At 66.2% G+C, this 21,820-nt stretch carries 20 protein-coding genes; 14 read left to right on the top strand and 6 right to left on the bottom strand.

Annotated features, from left to right (window positions below; genetic code table 11):
• Positions 1-391 precede the first annotated feature (391 nt).
• The gene (locus ACFWFP_RS18330; protein WP_379296464.1) at positions 392-1,855 is read left to right on the top strand and encodes a CCA tRNA nucleotidyltransferase; all 1,464 of its coding nucleotides are present in this window, start codon (positions 392-394) and stop codon (positions 1,853-1,855) included.
• Here ACFWFP_RS18330 and ACFWFP_RS18325 read toward each other — a convergent pair whose 3' ends face one another.
• Positions 1,856-2,671, bottom strand: coding sequence for a hypothetical protein (locus ACFWFP_RS18325; RefSeq protein WP_379296462.1), 816 nt, complete (start codon positions 2,669-2,671; stop codon positions 1,856-1,858). It lies immediately after the preceding gene.
• Positions 2,672-2,901: 230 nt separating this feature from the next.
• Here ACFWFP_RS18325 and ACFWFP_RS18320 point away from each other — a divergent pair, with 230 nt between their 5' ends.
• From ACFWFP_RS18320 to ACFWFP_RS18310, 3 genes are all read left to right on the top strand, one after another.
• Positions 2,902-3,651 (top strand): LamB/YcsF family protein, encoded by a 750-nt coding sequence (locus ACFWFP_RS18320; RefSeq protein ID WP_379296460.1) that lies wholly within the window; start codon positions 2,902-2,904, stop codon positions 3,649-3,651.
• 12 nt (positions 3,652-3,663) lie between these two features.
• Positions 3,664-4,341, top strand: a complete 678-nt coding sequence (locus ACFWFP_RS18315; RefSeq protein WP_379296458.1) for an allophanate hydrolase subunit 1 — start codon at positions 3,664-3,666, stop codon at positions 4,339-4,341.
• A 69-nt stretch (positions 4,342-4,410) separates the two neighbouring features.
• Positions 4,411-5,268: a biotin-dependent carboxyltransferase family protein gene (locus ACFWFP_RS18310; protein WP_379296456.1), complete on the top strand. Its 858-nt coding sequence runs from the start codon at positions 4,411-4,413 to the stop codon at positions 5,266-5,268.
• A 1-nt stretch (position 5,269) separates the two neighbouring features.
• Here ACFWFP_RS18310 and ACFWFP_RS18305 read toward each other — a convergent pair whose 3' ends face one another.
• Positions 5,270-6,793 carry a DUF4185 domain-containing protein gene (locus ACFWFP_RS18305; protein WP_379296454.1) on the bottom strand — a complete coding sequence of 508 codons (1,524 nt, stop codon included), beginning with the start codon at positions 6,791-6,793 and terminating at the stop codon, positions 5,270-5,272.
• A 92-nt stretch (positions 6,794-6,885) separates the two neighbouring features.
• On the opposite strand from ACFWFP_RS18305, the gene ACFWFP_RS18300 reads away from it, so the two are divergent.
• On the top strand, positions 6,886-7,122 hold the full coding sequence (locus ACFWFP_RS18300; protein WP_379296452.1) for a hypothetical protein: 237 nt from the start codon (positions 6,886-6,888) through the stop codon (positions 7,120-7,122).
• Here ACFWFP_RS18300 and ACFWFP_RS18295 read toward each other — a convergent pair.
• Positions 7,091-8,404 carry an MFS transporter gene (locus ACFWFP_RS18295; RefSeq protein WP_379296450.1) on the bottom strand — a complete coding sequence of 438 codons (1,314 nt, stop codon included), beginning with the start codon at positions 8,402-8,404 and terminating at the stop codon, positions 7,091-7,093. The genes ACFWFP_RS18300 and ACFWFP_RS18295 overlap by 32 nt on opposite strands.
• Positions 8,405-8,546: 142 nt before the next feature.
• Here ACFWFP_RS18295 and ACFWFP_RS18290 point away from each other — a divergent pair, with 142 nt between their 5' ends.
• Positions 8,547-9,266 carry a pirin family protein gene (locus ACFWFP_RS18290; protein WP_379296448.1) on the top strand — a complete coding sequence of 240 codons (720 nt, stop codon included), beginning with the start codon at positions 8,547-8,549 and terminating at the stop codon, positions 9,264-9,266.
• A gap of 2 nt (positions 9,267-9,268) precedes the next feature.
• Here ACFWFP_RS18290 and ACFWFP_RS18285 read toward each other — a convergent pair whose 3' ends face one another.
• Entirely contained in the window at positions 9,269-9,799 is a 531-nt protein-coding gene (locus ACFWFP_RS18285) for a hypothetical protein (RefSeq protein ID WP_379296446.1), read from the bottom strand.
• Between the two features lie 221 nt (positions 9,800-10,020).
• Here ACFWFP_RS18285 and ACFWFP_RS18280 point away from each other — a divergent pair, with 221 nt between their 5' ends.
• The 5 genes from ACFWFP_RS18280 (at position 10,021) to ACFWFP_RS18260 (ending at position 15,409) form a co-directional block, all read left to right on the top strand.
• A complete protein-coding gene (locus ACFWFP_RS18280; protein WP_379296444.1) occupies positions 10,021-10,875 on the top strand; it encodes a helix-turn-helix domain-containing protein in 855 nt (284 codons plus the stop codon).
• A 10-nt stretch (positions 10,876-10,885) separates the two neighbouring features.
• Entirely contained in the window at positions 10,886-11,251 is a 366-nt protein-coding gene (locus ACFWFP_RS18275) for a DUF397 domain-containing protein (RefSeq protein WP_379296442.1), read from the top strand.
• Between the two features lie 42 nt (positions 11,252-11,293).
• Positions 11,294-13,309, top strand: coding sequence for a M13 family metallopeptidase (locus ACFWFP_RS18270; protein WP_379296440.1), 2,016 nt, complete (start codon positions 11,294-11,296; stop codon positions 13,307-13,309).
• Positions 13,310-13,373: 64 nt separating this feature from the next.
• Positions 13,374-14,126: an MBL fold metallo-hydrolase gene (locus tag ACFWFP_RS18265; protein WP_379296438.1), complete on the top strand. Its 753-nt coding sequence runs from the start codon at positions 13,374-13,376 to the stop codon at positions 14,124-14,126.
• A gap of 104 nt (positions 14,127-14,230) precedes the next feature.
• Entirely contained in the window at positions 14,231-15,409 is a 1,179-nt protein-coding gene (locus ACFWFP_RS18260) for a Fic family protein (protein WP_379296436.1), read from the top strand.
• 8 nt (positions 15,410-15,417) lie between these two features.
• Here ACFWFP_RS18260 and ACFWFP_RS18255 read toward each other — a convergent pair whose 3' ends face one another.
• A complete protein-coding gene (locus ACFWFP_RS18255; RefSeq protein ID WP_379296434.1) occupies positions 15,418-17,448 on the bottom strand; it encodes an ATP-binding protein in 2,031 nt (676 codons plus the stop codon).
• Between the two features lie 711 nt (positions 17,449-18,159).
• On the bottom strand, positions 18,160-18,642 hold the full coding sequence (locus ACFWFP_RS18250; protein WP_379296816.1) for a DUF433 domain-containing protein: 483 nt from the start codon (positions 18,640-18,642) through the stop codon (positions 18,160-18,162).
• On the opposite strand from ACFWFP_RS18250, the gene ACFWFP_RS18245 reads away from it, so the two are divergent.
• The 3 genes from ACFWFP_RS18245 (at position 18,602) to ACFWFP_RS18235 (ending at position 21,817) form a co-directional block, all read left to right on the top strand.
• Positions 18,602-18,751 carry a hypothetical protein gene (locus ACFWFP_RS18245; RefSeq protein WP_379296838.1) on the top strand — a complete coding sequence of 50 codons (150 nt, stop codon included), beginning with the start codon at positions 18,602-18,604 and terminating at the stop codon, positions 18,749-18,751. The two genes, ACFWFP_RS18250 and ACFWFP_RS18245, sit on opposite strands and share 41 nt — an antisense overlap.
• Positions 18,752-19,091: 340 nt before the next feature.
• Positions 19,092-20,621, top strand: coding sequence for an N-6 DNA methylase (locus ACFWFP_RS18240; protein ID WP_379296432.1), 1,530 nt, complete (start codon positions 19,092-19,094; stop codon positions 20,619-20,621).
• Positions 20,618-21,817 (top strand): restriction endonuclease subunit S, encoded by a 1,200-nt coding sequence (locus ACFWFP_RS18235; protein WP_379296430.1) that lies wholly within the window; start codon positions 20,618-20,620, stop codon positions 21,815-21,817. Before ACFWFP_RS18240 ends, ACFWFP_RS18235 begins: the two co-directional genes overlap by 4 nt.
• The last annotated feature ends 3 nt before the right edge of the window (positions 21,818-21,820 follow it).

The following is a 21,820-nucleotide window of genomic DNA, read 5'->3' as shown; positions in this document are numbered from 1 at the left end:
TTGGAGCGCTGGCGCGCTCGAGTCGCGGCCCTGAGGGGCCGCCGGTTAGGCGCCGGTGCTTGCTCCTTCGTCGCGTACGCACCGGCGCCTAACCGGCGACCCGGCCGCGACCGGCCACTTCGTGGCCGCCGCTCCCTAGGGGTCGCGGGTGGGGGGCGGGAGTGCGGTGATGGCGGAATCGGGGTGGGGGCTGGGAGTGCGGTGATGGCGGAATCGGGGTGGGGGCTTGGAGTGCGGTGATGGCGGACCGGGGTGGGGGCTGGGAGAGCAGTTATGGCGGACCGGGGGTGGGCGGCGTGGTGGTGGTGCGGTTTGGCGGGGTCGGGTGGGGTGTGTGGAGGCGGTGGTGGACTGCGGGGAATCGATTCGACGGGGTCGGTAAAGTGCCTGTGTGGTTTCCCCTGATGTTGTCCCTGATGCTGTGGCGGATCGTCGTGCTCGCCTGCTGGCGGGGGCGGCGGTGACTTTGGGGCAGCTCAACGATGTTTTGGCGCCGTTGGGGGCGATGTTCGCCGAGAAGGGGCACAGTCTCTATCTGGTCGGTGGCAGCGTGCGTGACGCGGTGCTCGGGCGGCTCGGCAACGACCTGGATTTCACCACCGACGCGCGGCCGGAGGTTGTGCAGGATCTGATGCGGGGGTGGGCCGACCACCTGTGGGATACCGGCGGCTTGGCCTTCGGCACGGTCAGCGCGGCCAAGAAGGACCAGCAGCTCGAGATCACCACCTTCCGCGCCGATACCTACGACCGGGTCTCGCGCAATCCCGAGGTCACCTTCGGCGACTCACTCGAGGGCGACCTGGTGCGCCGTGACTTCACGGTGAACGCGATGGCGGTCAAGATCGCCGCCGACGGGTCGCTGGAATTCGTGGATCCGCTCAACGGGATCGATGCGCTGCTCGCGGGGGTGCTGGATACTCCTGCGGCGCCACAGGATTCATTCGACGACGATCCGCTGCGGATGCTGCGGGCCGCGCGCTTCGTCGCCCAGCTGGGGTTCGAGGTGGCGCCGCGGGTGCGTGCGGCGATCATCGAGATGGCCGATCAGATCGACCGGATCACCGCCGAGCGGGTGCGCGCCGAGCTCGACAAGCTGATCGGCGCCGACCACCCGATCGACGGCATCAACCTCATGTGCGACACCGGTCTGGCGCAGCGCGTGCTGCCCGAGGTGCCCGCGATGAAGCTCGAGATCGACGAGCACCACCAGCACAAGGACGTGTATCAGCATTCGCTGACCGTGCTGCAGCAGGCGATCGACCAGGAAGAAGGCGACGCCGATCTGGTGTTGCGCTGGGCGGCGCTGCTGCACGACATCGGCAAGCCCGACACCAAGCGCAACGAGCCGGCGGGCGGCGTGAGCTTCCACCACCACGAGGTGGTGGGCGCGAAGATGGTGCGCAAGCGGATGCGGGCTCTGAAGTACCCGAAGGCGTTCACCGAAGAGGTTGCGCGCCTGGTGTTTCTGCACTTGCGTTTCCACGGATACGGCAAGGGGCAGTGGACGGATTCGGCGGTGCGCCGCTACGTCACCGACGCCGACGACCTGCTCGACCGCCTGCACAAGCTCGTGCGCGCCGACTGCACCACGCGCAACAAGCGCCGCGCGGCGGCCCTGCGCTCGACCTACGACGAGCTGGAGGAGCGGATCGCGGCGCTGCGCGAGCAGGAGGATCTGGCCCGAGTGCGCCCGGATCTGGACGGCAACGCGATCATGGAATTGCTCGGTCTGCCGCCGGGGCCGCAGGTGGGTAAGGCGTGGAAGTACCTCAAAGATCTGCGTCTGGACCGCGGCCCGATGACGCGGGAAGAAGCCGAAACCGCCCTCCGGGAATGGTGGGCCACCCAGAACTGATCAGAAGACGATCAGCGTTGTTCCCGCGATGATGGCGTCGCGGATCTGGGTGAGGTCGAACGAGCCGGTGGTCTCGGGCAGTTCGAGCCGGAATTTCACCACGTCACCGCGCCGGTGGGCGTAGGAGATGCTGGCCCGGTTGGGTAGGTCGTCGAGCAGCAGCGCGGGCGCAGGCACCACGCGCTTGGGGAGCCGGATGCCGTACCAACTGGCCTTGCGGATGTCGAGGGTGAGCAGGTTGTCGTAGACCTGTCCGTCGACGACCGCCCGCATCTTGCGCGTGCGATGGGTCGCGACGATCTGTCCGCGCTCGTCGAGCCGCACCCGCCAGTCCAGGTTCTGGGCGTCCACCCAGACCGCCAGCGCGCCGATGCCGATGGTGCCCTCGATGTCGAGCTGCTGGACCCGAACCTTGGTCGGCACACCGGGAATCAGCCGCACGCCGTGGGCGACCACGGTGACCGTGTCGAAGGGATGGGAGTCCCAGACCAGGTTCGACAGCACGGTCTTGCTCTGGAAGTGAGCGCCGCGTCTGCGCAGCTTGAACGAGTCGAGGGTGGCGGTGAGATCGTGTCCGAGCAGCGTGGCACTGATCTCCTGGCCGCCGAAACGGCTGAGAATGCCCTCGCTGAGCACGGTCATCAGCACATCGGGCATGAGCGCGGTGACGGTGCCGGAACCAAGGTCGGCGACCGGGTCGGCCCAGGACGTGGTGAAGCCGAGCCACTGGTCGATCCATGACGGGTCGAGCAGGCGTTTGCCCATATCGACAGCGCCTGCCAGTGACCAGGACTTCGGATCGAAATACGTGGCCATGATGGCTCCGAGCGTACTTGGCCGCGTAGCCGGTGGCCATGAAGTGTGACCCGATTATGGGATATCACGACGCGGGCGGCACGCAGGCCCACTTCGGTGCAGGCCACCGGGGTTCGCGGGTACGCCTGCTGAACCACGCCCCGGTGGTAACGGTATGAATCTGTGCGTTCATGCTCGAAAAACCGGGGTACATTCCCGGCGAGTGACCCGCGAAGACCGGAGGGCGTCGCATGCCGCTGGACCTGAACAGTGATCTGGGCGAAGGCTTCGGCCCGTGGCGGATGGGCGACGATGCCGCCATGCTCGACATCGTGACCAGCGCGAACATCGCGTGTGGTTTCCATGCCGGCGATCCGACCATCATGCGGCGCACCTGCGAACTCGCGGTGGCCAAGGGTGTGCGGATCGGCGCGCATGTCGGCTACCGCGATCTGGTCGGTTTCGGCCGTCGCGATATCGCCATCGCCCCGGCCGATCTGCGCGACGAGGTGCTCTATCAAATCGGTGCGCTCGCGGCTTTCGCGCGGGCCGCGGGCGACCGGGTGCGCTATGTGAAACCGCACGGCGCGCTCTATCACGCGGCCGCCCGCGATCGGCTGCTCGCCGAGGCCCTCGTCGCCGCGGTGGCCGAGGCCGAGCCCGGTCTCGCGCTGCTCGGCCCGGCGGGCACCGAACTGGCTCGGGCCGCCCAGCGGGTGCGTTTCGTCGGTGAGGGGTTCGCCGACCGGGCCTACACTGCAACAGGTTCGCTGGCCCCGCGCGGAGTTGCCGGGGCGGTGCTGTCGCCCGACGACGCCGTGGCCCAGGCGACAGCTCTTGCGCTGTCAGGGACCGCGCGTACCGTAGACGGTCCCGGTACGGTCGCCGTGTCCGTGGCCAGCGTGTGCGTCCACGGCGACTCTCCGGCGGCCGTCGAGATGGCCCGCCGGATCCGGGGGGCGCTCGACGAAGCCGGGATACCGGTGGAGCCGTTCAGCTGAGGGGTGGGAGGCATGATGGACATCGATTGGAACGCGCGGATCCGACCCGCGGGTGACCGCGCCGTGCTCATCACCCTCGACGACCCACGCCCGGTGCAGCGCTTGGCCTCGGCGCTGCGTGTGCACGCGATCGCCGGTGTCGAGGATGTGCTGCCCGCGGCGGAAACCGTGCTGGTCACCATGCATTCGGTGAGCTATGGCGTGCAGGTCCGCCGTGAGCTCGTCGCGCTGCTCGACCGGCTGGATCACGAGCCGCCGCAAGCGGATTCGCCGGATGTTTCCCGTGGAACAGTGCCGGATACCGAGCCGGTCGTGGAGATCCCGGTTCGCTACGACGGCGCGGACCTGCCCGAGGTGGCCCGGTTGCTCGACCTGTCGATCCCGGAGGTGATCGCGGCGCACACCGGCACTGTCTGGCGGTGCGCGTTCGTCGGTTTCGCGCCCGGTTTCGGCTACCTCACCTCGCCCGACGGCAGGCTCACGGTGCCGCGCCGCACCCATGCCCGCACGGCCATCCCGGCGGGCGCGGTGGCGCTGGCGGGCGGATATTCGGCGGTCTACCCGCGCGGCACCCCGGGCGGATGGCAGTTGATCGGCACCACCGATCTGCGAATGTGGGCGGTGGACCGCGATCCACCCGCGCTGGTGCGGGCGGGTTCGGCGATCAGGTTCGTCGCTTCCGAGGAATAGCTGCTTCGGCGGAAAATCAAGGGCTGCTCAACGGTGCGCCGCCTCGACAGCGAATCGGGGAGAGATCGCATGCTGATCTTCATCGAGCGGGTGGGGCCGCTCGCGACGGTCCAGGACCTGGGCAGACAGGGCTGGTTCGATTCCGGCGTCGGCCAGGCGGGTGCGGCCGACCGCGGGTCGCTGCGGCTGGCGAACCGGCTGGTCGGCAATCCGGAGGACTTCGCCGCCATCGAAGCGCTGCTCGGCGGCCTCGCCCTGCGCGCCGACGGTCACCTCACCGTCGCGGTCACCGGCGCGCCCGCCCCCGCCACCGTCGACGGCACCCCGGTCGGGCATGCCAGCGTGCTCGAACTCGACGAGGGGCAGGTGCTGCGACTAGGTCTGGCGAACACCGGTCTGCGCAGCTACGTGGCGGTGCGCGGCGGCATCGATGTGGCCAAGGTGCTGGGTTCGCGCAGCCGCGACACGCTGTCCGGCATCGGCCCCGACCCGCTGGCAGCCGGCATGCAGTTGCCGGTCGGTCCCCCGCCGCGCACCCTCCCGACCGTGGAATTCGCACCGGTTGCGCTGCCGCCGGAAGTGCTCACGGTTCGAGCGTGTCCGGGCCCGCGCGCGGACTGGTTCACCGATCCCGATCAGCTGTTCCGCGGTTCCTGGATCGTTTCCGCCGACACCGACCGGGTCGGCGCCCGGCTGGATCGCGCCGACGGACCGCCGCTGGTGCGGTCGATCGGCCGCGAATTGCCCTCCGAGGGTGTGGCGCTGGGCTCGGTGCAGGTGCCACCGAGCGGTCAGCCGGTCGTGTTCCTGGCCGATCATCCGATCACGGGCGGTTATCCGGTGATCGCCGTCGTGCTCGATGCCGATGTCGACCGCGTCGCGCAGGCTCGCCCCGGCGACCGGCTGCTGTTCGTGGCGGCGTCCTGACTCAGCGCGGCGGATTCAATCGCGCGTGCATGAGGTACACGTTGTAGCTGTCCCACGCCGACATCGTGAAGTACAGATCCTGCGCGGTCGACCAGGGATGGATGAACCCGCCGTACGCCTTCGGGTACATCTCGGTGGACACCAACGGCACCGTCGACGTCCAGGCGCCCTGCGGCTGACCCGCGGTCCGCAACACGATCTGGCTCGCGGCCGAATCGAGATAGACCATCTGCCACTGCCGGCTTTCCTCGTCGAACCGCACCGACAGCTCACTGGCCATACCCTGCACGAGCGGTGTCGCCGAATTCTGTGCCGCGGGCGCCCAATTGCCGTCCACCCAGTACTGATAGGCCGTCTTGTTGAGCACGTCGGCCTTGCGCACCCTGGCCAGGCCGATCATCCCGATCCGGCCGTTGGGCGTGCCGAACATGTAGACGTAGTCGCCGTGCGGCACCATCGCCGCCACCTGGAATTGCCCGAGCCCGAACATGTTCTCCCAGCGGGCATGCTGATCTTTGGTCCAGGTCGAGCCGCCGTCGTCGGAGTAAGCGAGTCCGCCGTAGTTCGTCATCCACATGCCGGGGATCTTCGACCAGTGGTTGACCGACATATAGCTCATGAACTGCCGCTTGCCGAGCGCGAATCCCGAGGTCGGGATCGTGGTGGTCTCCCAGTTCTTGATCTTGCGGCTGCCGAGGAGTTCGGCGGCGTGACAGGCGCTGTCCTGCACCATCGAGTCGATGGTGATGCCGTCGCTCAGGTCCTTGTCGCTGCTGTAGGCCAGCACATTCGAGCGCCAGTCGGCGCCGTCGGAGCCGGCGCCGCCGTAGGCCCAGCCCTCGCCGAAGGTGTCGCCGAACACCATGGCCACCTTGCCCGGTTCGGTTTCCCAGAACAGCCCGAGGTCGGTGCCGTCGACCTGCCAGCGCATATCGGTCCGGTTGGTCGAGCCGTGTCCGGTGACCTGTTCCACGAGGCGGACGGACTCCACCTTCGCGGGTACGACCGGCGCCCCCAGCGGACCACGTTCGATCGGCCGGACCACCGGTGCGGGCGCTTCCTGGGCGGGTTCGCCCTCGCCGCCGGGCACCGGGATCGGAATCGGCTCGATCTCCGGGTTGATCCTGATCCGCGGCAACGCGATCGCCGATCCGGTCGACGCGGACTCGTCGGTACTTTCCGGTTCGGGTTCCGGCGTGTCACGGACCTCCGGGCACGGATTGCGGCACGGATCCGAGGGCAGTGGAACCTGTGCGACGCGCGTGTTGTCGTGCGGCGGGTCGGGAATCGGCACCGGTGTCAGCTGCGGTACCCAGATCGGGATGTCGATGCTCGGCGGCAGGACCGGCGCGGGCGGTGCGGCGGGGTCGGGCAGCCGGTTGACCGGGTCGAATCCTGTTTCCCCGCACAGATTCACCGGGGGCGGCACCCACGGCAGCGGGCCCGCCTGCGCGGGGACGGCGAGGATGGCGGACAGCACCACACCCACGGCGGCAGTTCCGTGCGATACCGGTCTTGCGCGCATCTGGCTCCCTCGAATCGGCGTCGGCGAGGAACACCTGTGATCTTGTGAGAACTTACCGGAACCGATCGCTGTTGCCATGCGTCCAACCAGATGTGAACGAAATCGAGTACGTCTTCGGAACCGGCGACGCGGTCGTGCACCACTGGTCGAGCCACGACGAACTGGCCGGCACGAGCGTCGTCGACGCGCTCTGGATCGACTACGACACCGGCGTCGACCACGACACGCTCTTCCCCGATATCCCGCTGGCCACCGCCGATCACCGAACGGTGCTCGCCGAGGAACCCGCCGGTTCCCTCAGCAGGCCACCCTGGCTCGACGGGAATTGAGCGCGATGGCCGCGATGCCGAGGGCGTACACCCCGGCGCCGGCCAGCACCACCCCGATCGAACGTCCGTCGGCCGGGATCACCAGCGCGGTCACCGCGATCGCCAAGACGAAGCAGACGTTGAAAACCGTGTCCTGCAGGGCGAATACCTGCCCGCGCCGGTCGTCGTCGATGTCGATCTGCATGCTCGCGTCGCCGGTGAGCTTGATCGTCTGCCCGGCGAGGCCGAGCCCGAACGCACCCGCCAGCAGCAGCCGGTGCGCGTTGTCGACCGCGTGCCCGGTCGCCAGCGCGATCGGCGTCACGAGCGTGAGTTGCACGATCACCGCCGTCGAAAGCCCCAGCAGGACCGTGCGCGGCCTGCCGAGGCGCGGAATCAGGATCGGCGCGCCGATCGCGGCCAGCAGCATGCCCGCCGCCGCGAAGCCGATCGCCACCCCGAAGCCGACCAGCCCGCCGCTCATCTCGGCGCCGTCGGTGGGCTGACGCAGTACCAGCACCATGATCAGCGTGTTCATTCCGAAGACGATGCGATGCGCGCCGATGCCGATCATGGCCGTGGTCACCTGAACCGAATGCCACACCGCCAGCGCGCCGGTGCGCAGACCGGTCGCGATGGCGTGCACGGTGCTCTCGGTCCCCGCCGAGCCACGGTCGGGTCCGAGCACGTGCGGACGGAACCCGTAGGCGAGCACCGCGCCGACCAGCGAGCCGATCCCGCTCAACGCCACCGCGACCGCCGAGGCCGCGTCACCCGCGCCGATCAGCGCGATCACCGCCACCGACGCCGCGGCGCCGATCCCGGCACACACCGAGGCCACTGTCGCCAGCACCGAATTCATCGGCACCAGCCAGCGCTGCTCGAGCACGCGCGGCAGCGCCGCCGACACACCGGCCAGCACGAACCTGCTGATCCCCACCGTCGCCAGCGCCAGCACCAGCAGCGGCGTCTGCCCCACACCCACGAACAACCCGATCGCGGCCACGCCGATCAGCACCGCCCGCGCCGCACTCGCCACCAGCAGCACATTGCGCCGATCCCACCGATCCAGCAGCGCGCCCGCGTAGGGCCCGAGCACCGAATACGGCAGCAGCAGCACAGCGAAACCGGCGGCGATGGCCAGCGGATCGGTCTCGCGTTCCGGGTTGAACAGGATCGCGCCCGACAGGGCCGCTTGGAACATCCCGTCACCGAACTGCGCGGCCAGCCGCAACAGGGCAAGGCGCGGCATCCGCGGGTTCCGGTGGACCACCTCGCGGGTGTCGCGAAGCAGATGTCTCATCGAGATCGGCTGCTCATCCGCCGTATTCGAGCCGTCAGAGGGATGAGTCGACACGTCATGACCATAGTGGTGCCAGAATTGAGGAGTGACGCCCACATCGACGACACCTCCGCGGATCGAACTACACCGCGGTGGCGACCGGATGAAGACGCGGATCCCGTGGCTCGACTCCAAGCATTCGTTCTCCTTCGGTGAGCACTACGACCCCGACAACACCCATCACGGGCTGCTGCTGGTTAACAACGAGGACGTGGTGCTGCCCGGCGAGGGCTTCGACACCCATCCGCATCGGGACATGGAAATCGTCACCTGGGTGCTCGGCGGCAGCCTCGTGCATCAGGATTCGCTCGGCCACAACGGTGTCATCTATCCGGGTCTGGCCCAGCGCATGAGCGCGGGCACCGGCATCATGCACTCGGAGAAGAACGATTCGTGGCGTCTCGACGGCAGGACCCACGACGAGCCGGTGCATTTCGTGCAGATGTGGGTGGTTCCGGATGAGCCGGGCGTCGACCCCGGCTACCAGCAGCTCGAGATCGATGACGAACTCGCGCGCGGCGATCTGGTGACGGTCGCGTCGGGCCTACCCCGTTATCGCGACCGCACAGCCATCGCGATCAATTCCTCACATGCCGCCCTGCACGTCGCCAGGATGACGGCCGACAGTCCCGGCGTCACCCTCCCCGAAGCCCCCTACCTGCATGTTTTCGTCGCGCGCGGGGAGGTCGACGTCGAGGGCCTCGGCACGCTGTCCCAGGGCGACGCGATCCGGCTGACCCGCTCCGGCGGCCAGTTGATCCGCCCGCACGGCGAGGCCGAGGTGCTCGTCTGGGAGATGCACGCGCGCCTGGGCGGCGGGTGAGCTCAGGCCGAACCCGGCTGCCGGGTCAAGGTCGCCGACTTGGCATTGGTCCTGGTAGCGGCGACGATCTGCGCGAAGTCGGGTCGGAAGTCGCCGTCGGGCGCCTGCATCCAGGTGCGATACCCGCTGCGCTCGTCGGCCGGTGACGGCAGCACCACATCGCTACCGGGCAGGGCGACCGAGGCGCAGACCCGGAACAGCTCGGCGAACAGCACGGTGTCGAGGTAGGAGTTGTCGACCGGACCGGTGAGGAAGGTCCAGCGCCCGGAGCGTGGGTGGGCGATGATCGGCCCGCAGCGCAGGCCCCGCGTGACGAGCAGCCCGCGGACCCGTTCGCCGAGTGTCGACGGCATCACCACCGCGCCGACCGAGCCGATCTCGAGCACGATCCGCCCCAGCGCCGCGTCGACGACGCCGTAGAGGCCATGGTGCTTGCGGTATTGGCGACAGCGCGCCAGAGCATCCTGGGTGGCCGAGTATTCCTCGGCCGCCGTATACCCGCCCTTGTCCTCATCAGTGTGCAACGTGCTCATCACGACCTCGTCTCTGTCGACGGTGGTTCGATGTAGCTGTGAGTTCGCTCGATCGGGGCGAATCTCGGTGGAAAGTGAAGCATCACGACCGGGTGGCGCGGGAAACTTTTTCATAACGGCAGGACGTGAGGGAAAATGACCGTTCTGCACAGCCTATAGCCGCACAACCATGCTGACAATAGTCAGTAGCTGGCGTGTCGATCGGCGTACGATATTCGCCCATGGCTCCCGTTTCGCCGACCGTCGCGCGGTGGGAACTCGTGCTGCGCCTGCGCGAACTCCGCGAGCAGCGCGGATTCGATTCGGCCGGGTTCGCCCGTCGCGTCGGGTTCACGCCCGCGAACTGGTCGCATGTCGAGAAGGGCAGACGGGTGCTAACCCGCACCACCATCGAGCCGGTCCTCGACGTCCTCGACGTCATGCCCGACGAACGCCGCGAACTGCTCGCCCTGCTCGAAGCGAGTAAGCAGCGCGGCTGGTGGACGACGGCGTCCTCGGCGCTGATCGGTCCCGAGTTGCAGCGGTTGTACGGGATGGAGGCGGGCGCGCAGAGTATTCGCAGCTACGACAGCATGATCGTGCCCGGCCTGTTGCAGACCGAGGCGTACGCGCGGGCGCTGATCAGCGCCGATGTGATGATCCGGCCGGTTCAGGTGGACCAATTAGTCTCGATACGCCTGCGTCGTCAGCAGCGGCTGCGGGGGTCCGATCCGCTGGAACTCACCGCGGTGCTCGGCGAGGCGACTTTGCGTCAGCAGACCGGCGGCGGCGAGGTGCTGCGCGGGCAGTTGCGGCACCTGGTCGCGCTGGTGCGCGAACTCGACACCGTCGATGTGCGCGTCATCCCGTTCAGCGCGCCAGAGGGGGCCGTGCTCGGCGGTTCCAGCTTCCATCTGCTCGACTTCGCAAGCGATCAGCTACCTACCTTCGCCTGGGCCGAGAGCGCGGTGTTCGGCGGCCATGTCGACGACGCCGAACAGGTCCGCGATCTCGGCTTCGCCTACGTGCGCGCCCGCGAGCAATCCCTTTCCCGCACCGAATCTCTCGCCCTGATCAGGGAGTATGCAAGCGTGTAAGATTCTGGGTATGTCCACCACAGCTCGCCGCCGCCCGGCCGAACACGGCTGGTTCACCTCGTCACGCTCCAATAACGGCAACCAGTGTGTCGAGGTTCGTTTCGATGGAGACGCTGTCCAGATACGAGACAGCAAATTCCGCCGCAACCCGATGAACGCCGGCTTGGTCGAGCCCATCATCACCGTCGACGCCCCCCTGTGGACAGCCTTCCTCCACTGCCTGCTCACCGCCCGCCCCCACTCCGACCTGGTAGCCCACACCTCCCCCGACGGCTCGACCACCCTCCGCCACGAAGCCGTCCTCCTGCACTTCACCCCCGAAGAGTGGAATGCCTTCACCGCCGGCGTCCGAGACGACGAGTTCGCCTGCGTGTAAGACCACGACGCCGGCAATCGGTATTTCGGCATACTGGGGGGCGTGACTTCTGATCTGAGCGCTCCCTCCGGTATTGATCTGTCCTTCCGCGATCAGGATGTGCGGGTGCAGGACGATCTGTTCGCGCATGTCAACGGGCAGTGGTTGGCCGGGTACGAGATCCCGGCCGATCGCGCTGTCGACGGTGCGTTTCGCACGCTCTACGACCAGGCCGAGCTAGATGTGCAGGCGATCATCACCGACAGCGCGTCCGGTGCGGCCGATGACGCTGATGCCCGCAAGATCGGGGATCTGTTCTCGAGCTTCATGGCCACCGATGTGGTCGCGGCGGCCGGGTTCACACCGGTCGCCGACGAGCTGCGCGCGATCGCCGAGGTCGGCGATCCGAGTGCGTTCGCCGCGCTGCTCGGGCGCTTGCAGCGCACGGGGGTTCGTGGCGCGCTCGCCTACTACGTGGACACCGACGACAAGAACTCCACGCGCTACCTCGTGCACGCGACCCAGGCGGGTATCGGGCTGCCCGACGAGTCCTACTACCGCGCCGACGAGTTCGCGGAGATCCGCGCCGCCTACCTCGCGCACATCACCAAGACGTTCACCATCGCCGCCGCCGACGCGTCCCTGACGGGCCTGCTCCCCGCCGACCCGGCCGACGCCGCCCGTCGCGTGTTCGAGCTGGAACGCGTACTCGCCGCGGGCCATTGGGACGTGGTGCGCCGCCGCGATGCCGAAAAGAGCTACAACCTCACGACTTTCGACGACCTGGTCGCCGAGCACCCCGAATTCGACTGGGCCGCCTGGGTAGACGGTGTCGCCACCGGACTCGACCGTGACGGCAAGGACCTGTTCGCCGAGCTCGTCGTGCGTCAGCCCGACTACCTGCGCGCCTTCGCCGCCGCGTGGGCACAGGTGCCGCAAGCGGATTGGCAGGCGTGGACGGCGTGGCAGGTGCTGCACGCGCGCTCGGGGTTCCTCACCGACGAGATCGTCGAGGAGTACTTCGACTTCTACGGTCGCACCCTCACCGGCGCCGAGGAGAACCGCGAGCGCTGGAAGCGCGGAGTGTCGCTGGTGCAGGAACTGCTCGGCGAAGCGGTCGGCAAACTGTATGTGGCCCGGCACTTTCCGCCGCAGGCCAAGGCCCGCATGGTGGAGCTGGTGGCCAACCTCCAGGAGGCCTACCGCCGCAATATCGCCGACCTCGAGTGGATGGGCCCCGACACGCGCGCGGCCGCACTGACCAAGCTGGAGAAGTTCACCCCCAAGATCGGCTACCCCGACACCTGGCGCGACTACTCCGCGGTCGAGATCGACGCGAGCGACCTCGTCGGTAACTACCGCCGTGGCTACGCCGCCGACCACGACCGTGACCTGGGCAAACTGGGTGGCGAGGTCGATCGCGGCGAGTGGTTCATGACCCCGCAGACCGTGAACGCCTACTACAACCCTGGCATGAACGAGATCGTCTTCCCCGCGGCGATCCTGCAGCCGCCGTTCTTCGACATGAACGCCGACGACGCCGCCAACTACGGCGGGATCGGCGCGGTGATCGGCCACGAGATCGGTCACGGCTTCGACGACCAGGGCGCGAAGTACGACGGCGACGGCAACATGCAGGACTGGTGGACCGACGAGGACCGCGCCGAGTTCGGCAAGCGCACCAAGGCCCTGATCGACCAGTACAACGTGCTCTCCCCCGCCGGCCTGGACGACGAGCACACCGTGAACGGCGAGTTCACCATCGGTGAGAACATCGGCGACCTCGGTGGTCTGTCCATCGCCCTTGCCGCCTACAAGATTTCGCTCGAGGGCGAGGAACCCCCGGTCATCGACGGGCTCACCGGTCTGCAGCGCGTCTTCTACGGCTGGGCGCAGGTCTGGCGCACCAAGGCCCGCACCGAGGAGGCCATCCGCCGCCTCGCCGTCGACCCGCACTCCCCGCCGGAGTTCCGCTGCAACGCGGTGATCCGCAATATCGACAGCTTCTACGACGCGTTCGGCGTGACTCCGGAAGACAAGCTCTACTTGAAGCCGGAGGAACGTGTGACCATCTGGTGACGAGGTCTCGACCCTGCCGGCCGCCGGTAGGGTCGAAACCACCGCATCGGAGAGGGACGATCTCATGCGTCACCAGCAGGTAGCCGACAACGTGTTCACCATCGCGGGTACGGACGTGAACATGGTCCTACTCCGCGAGGGCCGCGACCTCACGCTGATCGACGCGGGATGGTACGGCGACGCCGGCGTGATCGAAGCCGCCATCGCAGCCCTCGGCCACCGCCCCGAGGACATCCGCGCGGTCCTGCTGACCCACGCGCACCTGGACCACGTCGGCGCCCTCAACCACCTCCAGGCCGAGTACGGCATCCCCGCCTACACCAGCCCGCTCGAGGTGGCCCACGCCAAGGGCGAAGTCCACGAGTCGGCCACGCCGCTCGACGTCATCAAACGGCTCACCGACATCTCCACCTGTGGCTGGGCCCTGCGCATCACCCGCGCCGGCGGCCTCCGGAAGAACCCGGTCCCCCACATCCAGCCCTTCCCCACCGAAGGCCCCCTGGATCTCCCCGGCCGTCCGGTCCCTGTCCCCACCCCTGGACACACCTCAGGACACTCCGCCTTCCACTTCCCGGACGCGGGCGCGGTGGCCACTGGCGACACCCTGGTTACCTCCCACCCCACGTCAAAATTTCATGGCCCCCAGGTGCTCCCCAAATTCTTCAACCACTCGACCCCCGACACGGTGCTGGCCCTGCGCGCCCTCGAAGCACTCTCCGCGGATCTGGTTCTCCCCGGCCATGGCGACCCCTTCGCCGAGGGCATCGGCCGAGCCGTCGACCGAGCGCGGGCCCACGCGACCACGAATCTCACCTGACGACCCCGCGGGAGTAGTGAGCTGATTACTCTCGTGACAACCGAAAAACGCGAGTAGTTCGCGAGTCAGTGGCGTTTCCGATAGTGAAAGTACTGCAATAACTGATGAATTGGCCGGCGCACCAAGTCGAACAGCGACCATGGACGGGGCGCGGCGGGCGCGGTTCTCGCGTAGGTCCGGTGCCCGAGCAGGTCGCTGTGTCGATCCCGCCGCGCATCGCCCGGCTCGATTTCGCCACCAGACGAACGACATTGGCCAGCGAGGCAGCCGCGATCGCGGTGACCCATCTCGAAGCCGGCCACGGTGGCCTGGCTCCCCTGCGTGAGTTCCTGCTGCGTAGCGAGGCGGTAGCGTCGTCGAGAATCGAGCACATCGACGCGGGCTGGCGAGCATTCAGCAAAGCCTTCGGTGGCGCGACGGCTCGTCCCGAAGCAGCGTCGCAGGTGGCCGCCGTGCGGGGGCTGACCGGCCTGGTCGGCACCGCGGAGAACGGCCAGATCACCGAGGCGAGTCTGCTCAGCGCTCATCGGGTGATGATCGCCCCGGAGTGGGAGAAGGCCGGGCGCTTGCGCACCGTCCAAACCTGGATCGGCGGCAGCGACTACACACCACTCAACGCGCTGTATGTGCCGCCCCCACCGGAACTGGTGCCCGAACTGATGGCCGACCTGCTGGCCTTCGTCGCGCGCGGCGACCTGCCGATCCTCGTGCAGGCCGCGCTCGCGCACGCGCAGTTCGTATCGATCCACCCGTTCGTCAGTGGCAACGGCCGGATCGGTCGCGCCCTGGTAACCGCCATCCTGCGCCGCCGCGGCCTGACCGACCGGGTGACCGTCCCCTTCTCCTCGGTCATGCTCGCCGACACGTCGCGCTACTTCGCTCAATTGGCCGCCTACCGAACCGGCGCCGCCGAAGAATTCGTCGTCTACCTCGCGCTAGCCGCGGTCTACGCCAGCGAGGCCTCGATCGACTCGGCCCGCGCACTCACCACCCTCCCCGATGGCTGGCGCGACCGGGCCCGCCCCCGCGCCGGCTCCGCCGACGAGGCACTACTGGCGAACCTCCTCGAGCACCCCATCCTCACGATCACCGAAGCGAAAGCCCTCACCACCACCACGGACTCGGCCACCTACCGAGCCCTGGATCGGCTCACCGCCGCGGGCATCCTCGAAGTCGTCTCCGACTCCAAACGCAACCGCATCTGGGCCGCGACCGACATCCTCGCCGAACTCGGCGCCCTCAACGCCGCGATCGGCCGGCGCACCGCGGCGGGCCTGTCCTGACTCCGGAGCTATGTTGCAGGCAAGCCGAGTTTGGTGAAGAAGGCATGATTTCGTTCTGTTGCCGCGTTGAGTAGCCGGTCGAAGGACACCACCTCCACGTAGGCCTTGTAGGCGTCGATGAATCCGAAGTACCCCATCCCGTCCGAGGTGAGATTCAGCCCGGCCATCTTGCACGCTTTGGTCAGCTTGGGGGTGATGTCGGCCAAGATGTAGCAGAAGGCGGGACAGTGATCCGAGGCCGGAATCGGGCGGCCGCCCACGGTGCGAATTTTGCCCTCTCGAATTCTTTGCAGATAGTCGATGCACTGATCGAGCGGGTCATTCGAGTCACCGCCGTCGGCGCGCATGGGCCGCTTGATCTCGACGATCACGATCGAGGCCAGCGGGAACTTGTCGCCTTGGGCCGCGAGCATCGGCGTATCGAGAAGTCGAGTGGCCAGGAGGTCGGGTTCCCTGGTCGAGTTCGAACCCGTGATGGGCATGCGGCGCAGCGTCACATCAGAAGCCAAGTAGTCGTGGAAGGCCAGCCGCTCGTCCAGGATCCACAGATTCGCCGCATCGGTGGCAATCTCGTTGGAGTCCTTGCGCATTGGCATCAGGAGTGAGTGGATCCGCTCCTCGCGGGAGTACCTCCCATGCTCATCGACTGTGATGTATCGGGCGAGGGTGTCCAGAATCGCTCGCCTGCGAGCCACATACGCGGCCAGGTCGGACTGGTTGATGTCGGTGATGGCCGCCACGTACTGGTCGAGGCGTTCCTGGTAGCCCTCGGTGGGCGCTGATCCAGTGAAGATCTGCTGGCCGGTTGCGATGGTCTCGGCCTCGAGCTTCTGCAGGTTGCGGTGCAGGAGGAGTTCGAGGTCGTTGTCACGCATCGCGGGATCAACAGTGACTTCCAGGGTTTCGAGGCGCGCGAGCACAGGTCGGTAGCGGGGAGCCTTCTTGCTGACGAACTCGTTCACGCGGGCCTTGGCCTCTTGGCGCGCGATCTCGAGTGATCCCTCGAGGATCTTCTCGGCTTCGGCCAGCACACCGGCACGGATACCTTCGAGGGAGATTTCGGTGCCGAGTACGGTGCTCGCCGGGCGCTCGACAATGTCGAAAGCGGTGCGGTCGGCGCGCACATGGGTATCGAGATACGGCGAGGACAGGTAGCACACGTAGGTGAAAGCGCCAGGCTTGTCGTCGGTGAGCTTGCCGTGCAGGCCCCGGATCTTGCCGACCAGCGACTCGTCGAAGACCACTCGATTGGCGGCGCACCAGTACAACCGGGGGGTCGGATTGCGGGTCGACGAGCGCAACCGCAGGCTGAGCATCTCGAACCGCTGATCAGCGAAGTCGAACGTGCTCCGCGGCAGATCGGAGAAGGCGTACTCCTCCATCATCTCCGTGAGCGAGATCGTTTCGCCCTCGTCGACGACAGTGACGTGTGGTGCGCCGCCGGGACGGAGGAAATACCACACGCAGTGTTCGAAGATTTCCCGCGCGATGGTCTTCGCGGTTTTGGGCGCGCTTGTCTGGTACTGGTCCTTGAAGCCGTCCAGGTGGATGGTGGACCCGACATCGTGTGCGCCGGTCGGGGTGTCGCCCGGTTCGACTCCGTTGTCGATCGAGAAGCCGAACTGGAGGGGGACCAACTCGCCTTGTTCGGCCTCGTACACGCTGGTCACCGCGACTTTGTCGAACGCCTTGAGCCACAACAGCCGCCCCACGCCCCGGCAGCCCAACTTGGCCTTGTGCTCACTGTCGAGGGTTTCGAACGAGCGCATGTTCTCCGGGGAGAAGCCGATCCCGTTGTCGCGGACGGTGAATCCCACGATGGGCTTCAGCGCCGAATTGCCGCCGAGCGCGAGTTCGAGCTGTTCTTGTCCGCTGCGGTCGATGGTCACGGTGAGGACTGCCTCGCCCAGGTCGTCACCGAATCGCATCCCGATGGCTTGAATTCCATTGACGACGGCCTCGAGCAAAGGCAGCAGAGCATGGCTTTTCGGCAGACTCGTGTTACGGACGCGGCCGGGCAGGGAAGTGGTTAGCGCCATCGTGCCCCTCGTCTCGATGTCGGAAAGGCCGAGTGTACCCGCGGCCACCGCAGGTTCGGCCGGTGTTGCTTTCCGGCTGCGTCGGCGGTTGATCGATGTTCGCGTCGAATCGGGTATTTCACGGAAGTCGCTGGCCAGGGCGGAAACTCGCTAGTTGCTACCGGGCGCGGGAGTGTGTAGCGTCACCCGAACAAGAACGGCCGCCCGGCGAGTTGGCGCTCACCGAACGGCCTAGGTACGAAACAGTCGTAGCTGTTCGCACCGTGGGATGAAATCCTACATGCAACGGCTCGGCGCTCCGTGCGCCGGGCTTTCGTCGTTTCATGGGTGACCTCTGCCCTGACGACGGGCTATCTGTGTCGTGTACTGGGCTGAGGCCGCTCCTGTCGGTCGTTATCGGAGAGCCCGACCGAGGGACAGACAACCCTGACACCCAGCCTCCTGCGAGCACCTTCGTCGTACGCCTCGCACGTACGCACCTGGTCGGTTCGGGAGTGCACCCCTTTGCCCAGGTCCAACATCGCCACACGCCGAATCAGGCGTGGGGCCAATGGTGTTGGCCGAGGACGCAAATCGGGGTTCGGTGCGGGGAAGCGGGCAGGGATGGTTACGACACCGGCACCCCTGGGTGCTCCATTCGGGGATCGCGCAATGGGACTTCCAACGACTACGCGTCGTTCGGGGAGAGTCAGCTCGCTGTGAGATCAGCGTTCATGTCTGGCCAATGGGGTGGCCGAAGCGAGCCGGATCGAGGACTTGGATGCGAACGCCGCGGGTTGGATCGATGCCGCTGAGCGAGATGAGACGTTGCCCGCTCGATGCCTCGAGCGCAGCGATCGCGTGCGGGAGTCCGGCGCAGACTGTCGCGATCGCGGTGCCGAGGCCGACCAGGCCACCCTGATTGACCGTGGCACATTTTCGTCTAGGAGCAGTTTCACGAAGCAACCGCCCGCGTAGGACGATCGTCGTAGCCGTCGACGTATTCCGCGAAGTCTGCGGCATCGCGCGCGGCTTCGGCGCTGACTGCAGGGTAGTAATCACAGATCTGGTCAGGGGCACACCATCGCGGACAAGCGCGGCGACGTCCGCGGATGGCACGCGCGTTCCCTCGATCATCGGTTCACCCCCACGCACGGCGGGGGTCGACGGAGACGTGCGCGCGCGGCGTGAGCAGGGCTGGAATATGCCGTTCATCGCGATAGGTGGCGTCCCGGTCTGCGACCAGCCGATATTGGGACAGGTGATCGCGTTCGCCGAGGCCGTCTCGGAGGGTGTCGAGGGCACGGCGGATTCGGCGCAATGACGCCTCTTGGCGTAATCGAACGCACGCGCGCAGTGCGACGACATCTCGGAACGAGTAGAGAATCGGGCGGCTGGCTGAGATCTAAGGGGTGAGGACCGGTGGTCTGTTGGGGAACGAACGAGGCCAATGCGCGAGCTGACGCAGCGTCGCGCCCGAGAGCGCGGCAGTCAGTTTCGGTTCGTACGACAGTGGTCTCACCTCCTACTCGTTGAGGTGAACCGTACCGCGATCAAATGGGCCCAGCCAGAACATCAACCCAGGTCCGGCCATGAATTCCGGCCGTGGAGCAGGTGCCGTGAAGCGGCGTGGGGTGTCGCTGGGGTGCGATAGGGTTCCGAGGGTGATTACGGGCGAGCTGCGCAGCAAGATCGACAGTCTTTGGGACGCCTTCTGGTCGGGCGGGATCTCCAACCCGCTAGAGGTGATCGAACAGATCACCTATCTGATCTTCCTGCGCCGACTCGACGACTCGCAGATGCTGAAGGCGAAGAAGGCTCAGCGCACGGGTAAGCCGATCGAGCGGCCGATCTACTCCCCCGAGTTCGACCATTTGCGCTGGTCGAAGTTGCTCGGCAAGCACCCCGACGTGCTGTTCCCGATGTTCGGCGACGAGATCTTCCCCTGGTTGCGCAATCTCGGCGGCACCGACAGCGCCGACGAGTCCACCTACGCCCACCACATGCGCGACGCCCGCTTCACGATCCCCACCCCGAACCTGCTCGGCAAGGTCGTCGACCTGATCAACGACCTGCCGCTCAACGACGGTGACACCAAGGGCGACCTGTACGAGTACATGCTCGGCAAACTCGCCACCGCGGGCCAGAACGGCCAGTTCCGCACCCCGCGCCACATCATCTCGCTGATCGTCGCGATGATGAACCCCGGTCCCAACGACGAGATCTGCGACCCCGCCAGCGGCACCGCCGGTTTCCTCGTCGGCGCCGCCGAGCACATCGCCCAGCATCACAGCCAGGACCTCTACGACCCCGAGGTCCGCGCCCACTACGACAGCGGCATGTTCCACGGCTTCGATTTCGACCGCACCATGCTGCGTATCGCCAGCATGAACATGCTCATGCACGGCGTAGAACAGCCCGACATCCGGTACCGAGATTCGTTGGCGCAGAGCGCATCCGGTGAAGCCGACAAGTACTCGATGATCCTGGCGAATCCGCCTTTCGCCGGCAGTCTTGACTACGAGTCGACCGCCAAGGACCTGCTCGGCATCGTCAAGACCAAGAAGACCGAACTGCTGTTCCTGGCCTTGTTCCTGCGCCTGCTCAAGCCGGGCGGTCGCGCAGCCGTGATCGTGCCCGACGGCGTGCTGTTCGGATCCACCAAGGCGCACAAGGACCTTCGCAAGATGCTGGTCGAGGACCACAAACTCGACGCGGTGGTGAAACTCCCCAGCGGTGTCTTCAAGCCCTACGCCGGCGTCTCGACCGCCATCCTGTTCTTCACGAAAACCAACAGCGGTGGAACGGATTCGGTGTGGTTCTACGAGGTGACCGCCGACGGTTTCAGTCTCGACGACAAACGCACCCCGCTGCTCCCCGAGGCCAAGCTCGGTGCCGCGCCAACCGGCGAGCTGAGCGCCGATGATCTAACCCGGAACAACCTGCCGGATGTGCTATCCCGCTTCGCTTTGCGTCACGCGTCGGAGCAGGAGCGCCCGCGCACAGCACAGAGCTTCTGTGTGCCGCGTGCGGATATCGCCGCACAGGAATACGACCTTTCGCTGAACCGGTACAAGGAGATCATCCACGAGGAGATCGAACACCGGGCACCGCTGGAGATCATCGAGGAGTTGGAGACGCTCGGGGGCGAGATTCAGCAGGGGCTGTCGGAGTTGAAGGGGATGTTGGGATGAGTGCATGGCCAACTTCGACTCTCTCCGAACTTTGCGAAATCAATATTGGCCGCACGCCCTCTCGGAATGAATCCACGTATTGGGGCGTGGGTCATCCGTGGCTTTCGATCAGCGATATGAAGCAGGGGCGGCGCCTTGCGTCGACAAAGGAGCAGATTACCCCACTGGCCGCAGATAGCGTAATGGCTTCGAGAGTTGAAGCCAACACGGTTGCGCTCAGCTTTAAGCTGAGCATCGGCAAGGTTGGCATAACGTCAATTCCGATGTACACGAATGAGGCAATCGCGACATTGCCGATCAGAGACCCGCGCAAAATTAGCACTGATTTTCTGTATTGGGCTCTTCGGTCGGTCGACTTGACCGGCGATTCGGATGATGCCGTGATGGGCAAGACGCTCAACAAACAAAAGCTGGCGCGTGTGGCAATTCCGGTTCCACCGCCACGAGCTCAACGAGAAATCGTTGAGGTGCTGGATCGGGTGGATGAGCTGCGGGCGAAGCGGCGCCAGTCCATCGCCCTCCTCGACGACCTCGCCCAATCCATCTTCCTCGACATGTTCGGTGTGTTGGGCGATAGTAAGTTCGATGCACATAAACCATTGTCAGAAATCACGGCAGTGATTAACGATTGTCCACACTCAACTCCCAAGTGGACGGAGTCCGGAAAAGTATGCCTCCGCACCTCGAACCTGGGTATTGGCCGATGGATATGGAGCGAAACACGTTTCGTTTCCGACGAGACATTTCATGATCGCTCCTCGCGGGGCTACCTTGAGCCTGGTGACATCGTACTCAGCCGTGAAGGTACGGTAGGCGTAGCTGCTACGGTGGAATCCGGTTTGGAGCTTTGTATGGGGCAACGGCTAGTGCAAGTGCGTCCACTTAGAGGAATTACAAACTCCGCCTACCTCCAGTTCTATTTGCTTAAAATTCTTGCACCTGAGCGGATTGGCCAATACATGGCTGGATCTACATCCAAGCATCTCAATCTAAGAGATCTACGAAAACTGGCAGTTCCAGTTCCGCCGATAGCGGTTCAGGATAGCTTTGCCAGCAGTGTCGCGAAAGTGTCGGATGCCCGCGCACGTAGCATGGCGCAGCTACACGAACTCGACGTGCTCTTCTCCTCCCTCCAGTCCCGTGCTTTCAAGGGCGAGCTGTGGAACGATAACCCCAATCACCAAGAGGGGGAGTAACTT

The organism is Nocardia sp. NPDC060249, assembly GCF_042728755.1.
Lineage (GTDB): Bacteria > Actinomycetota > Actinomycetes > Mycobacteriales > Mycobacteriaceae > Nocardia.
This window is presented reverse-complemented; position numbering and strand designations above follow the sequence as displayed.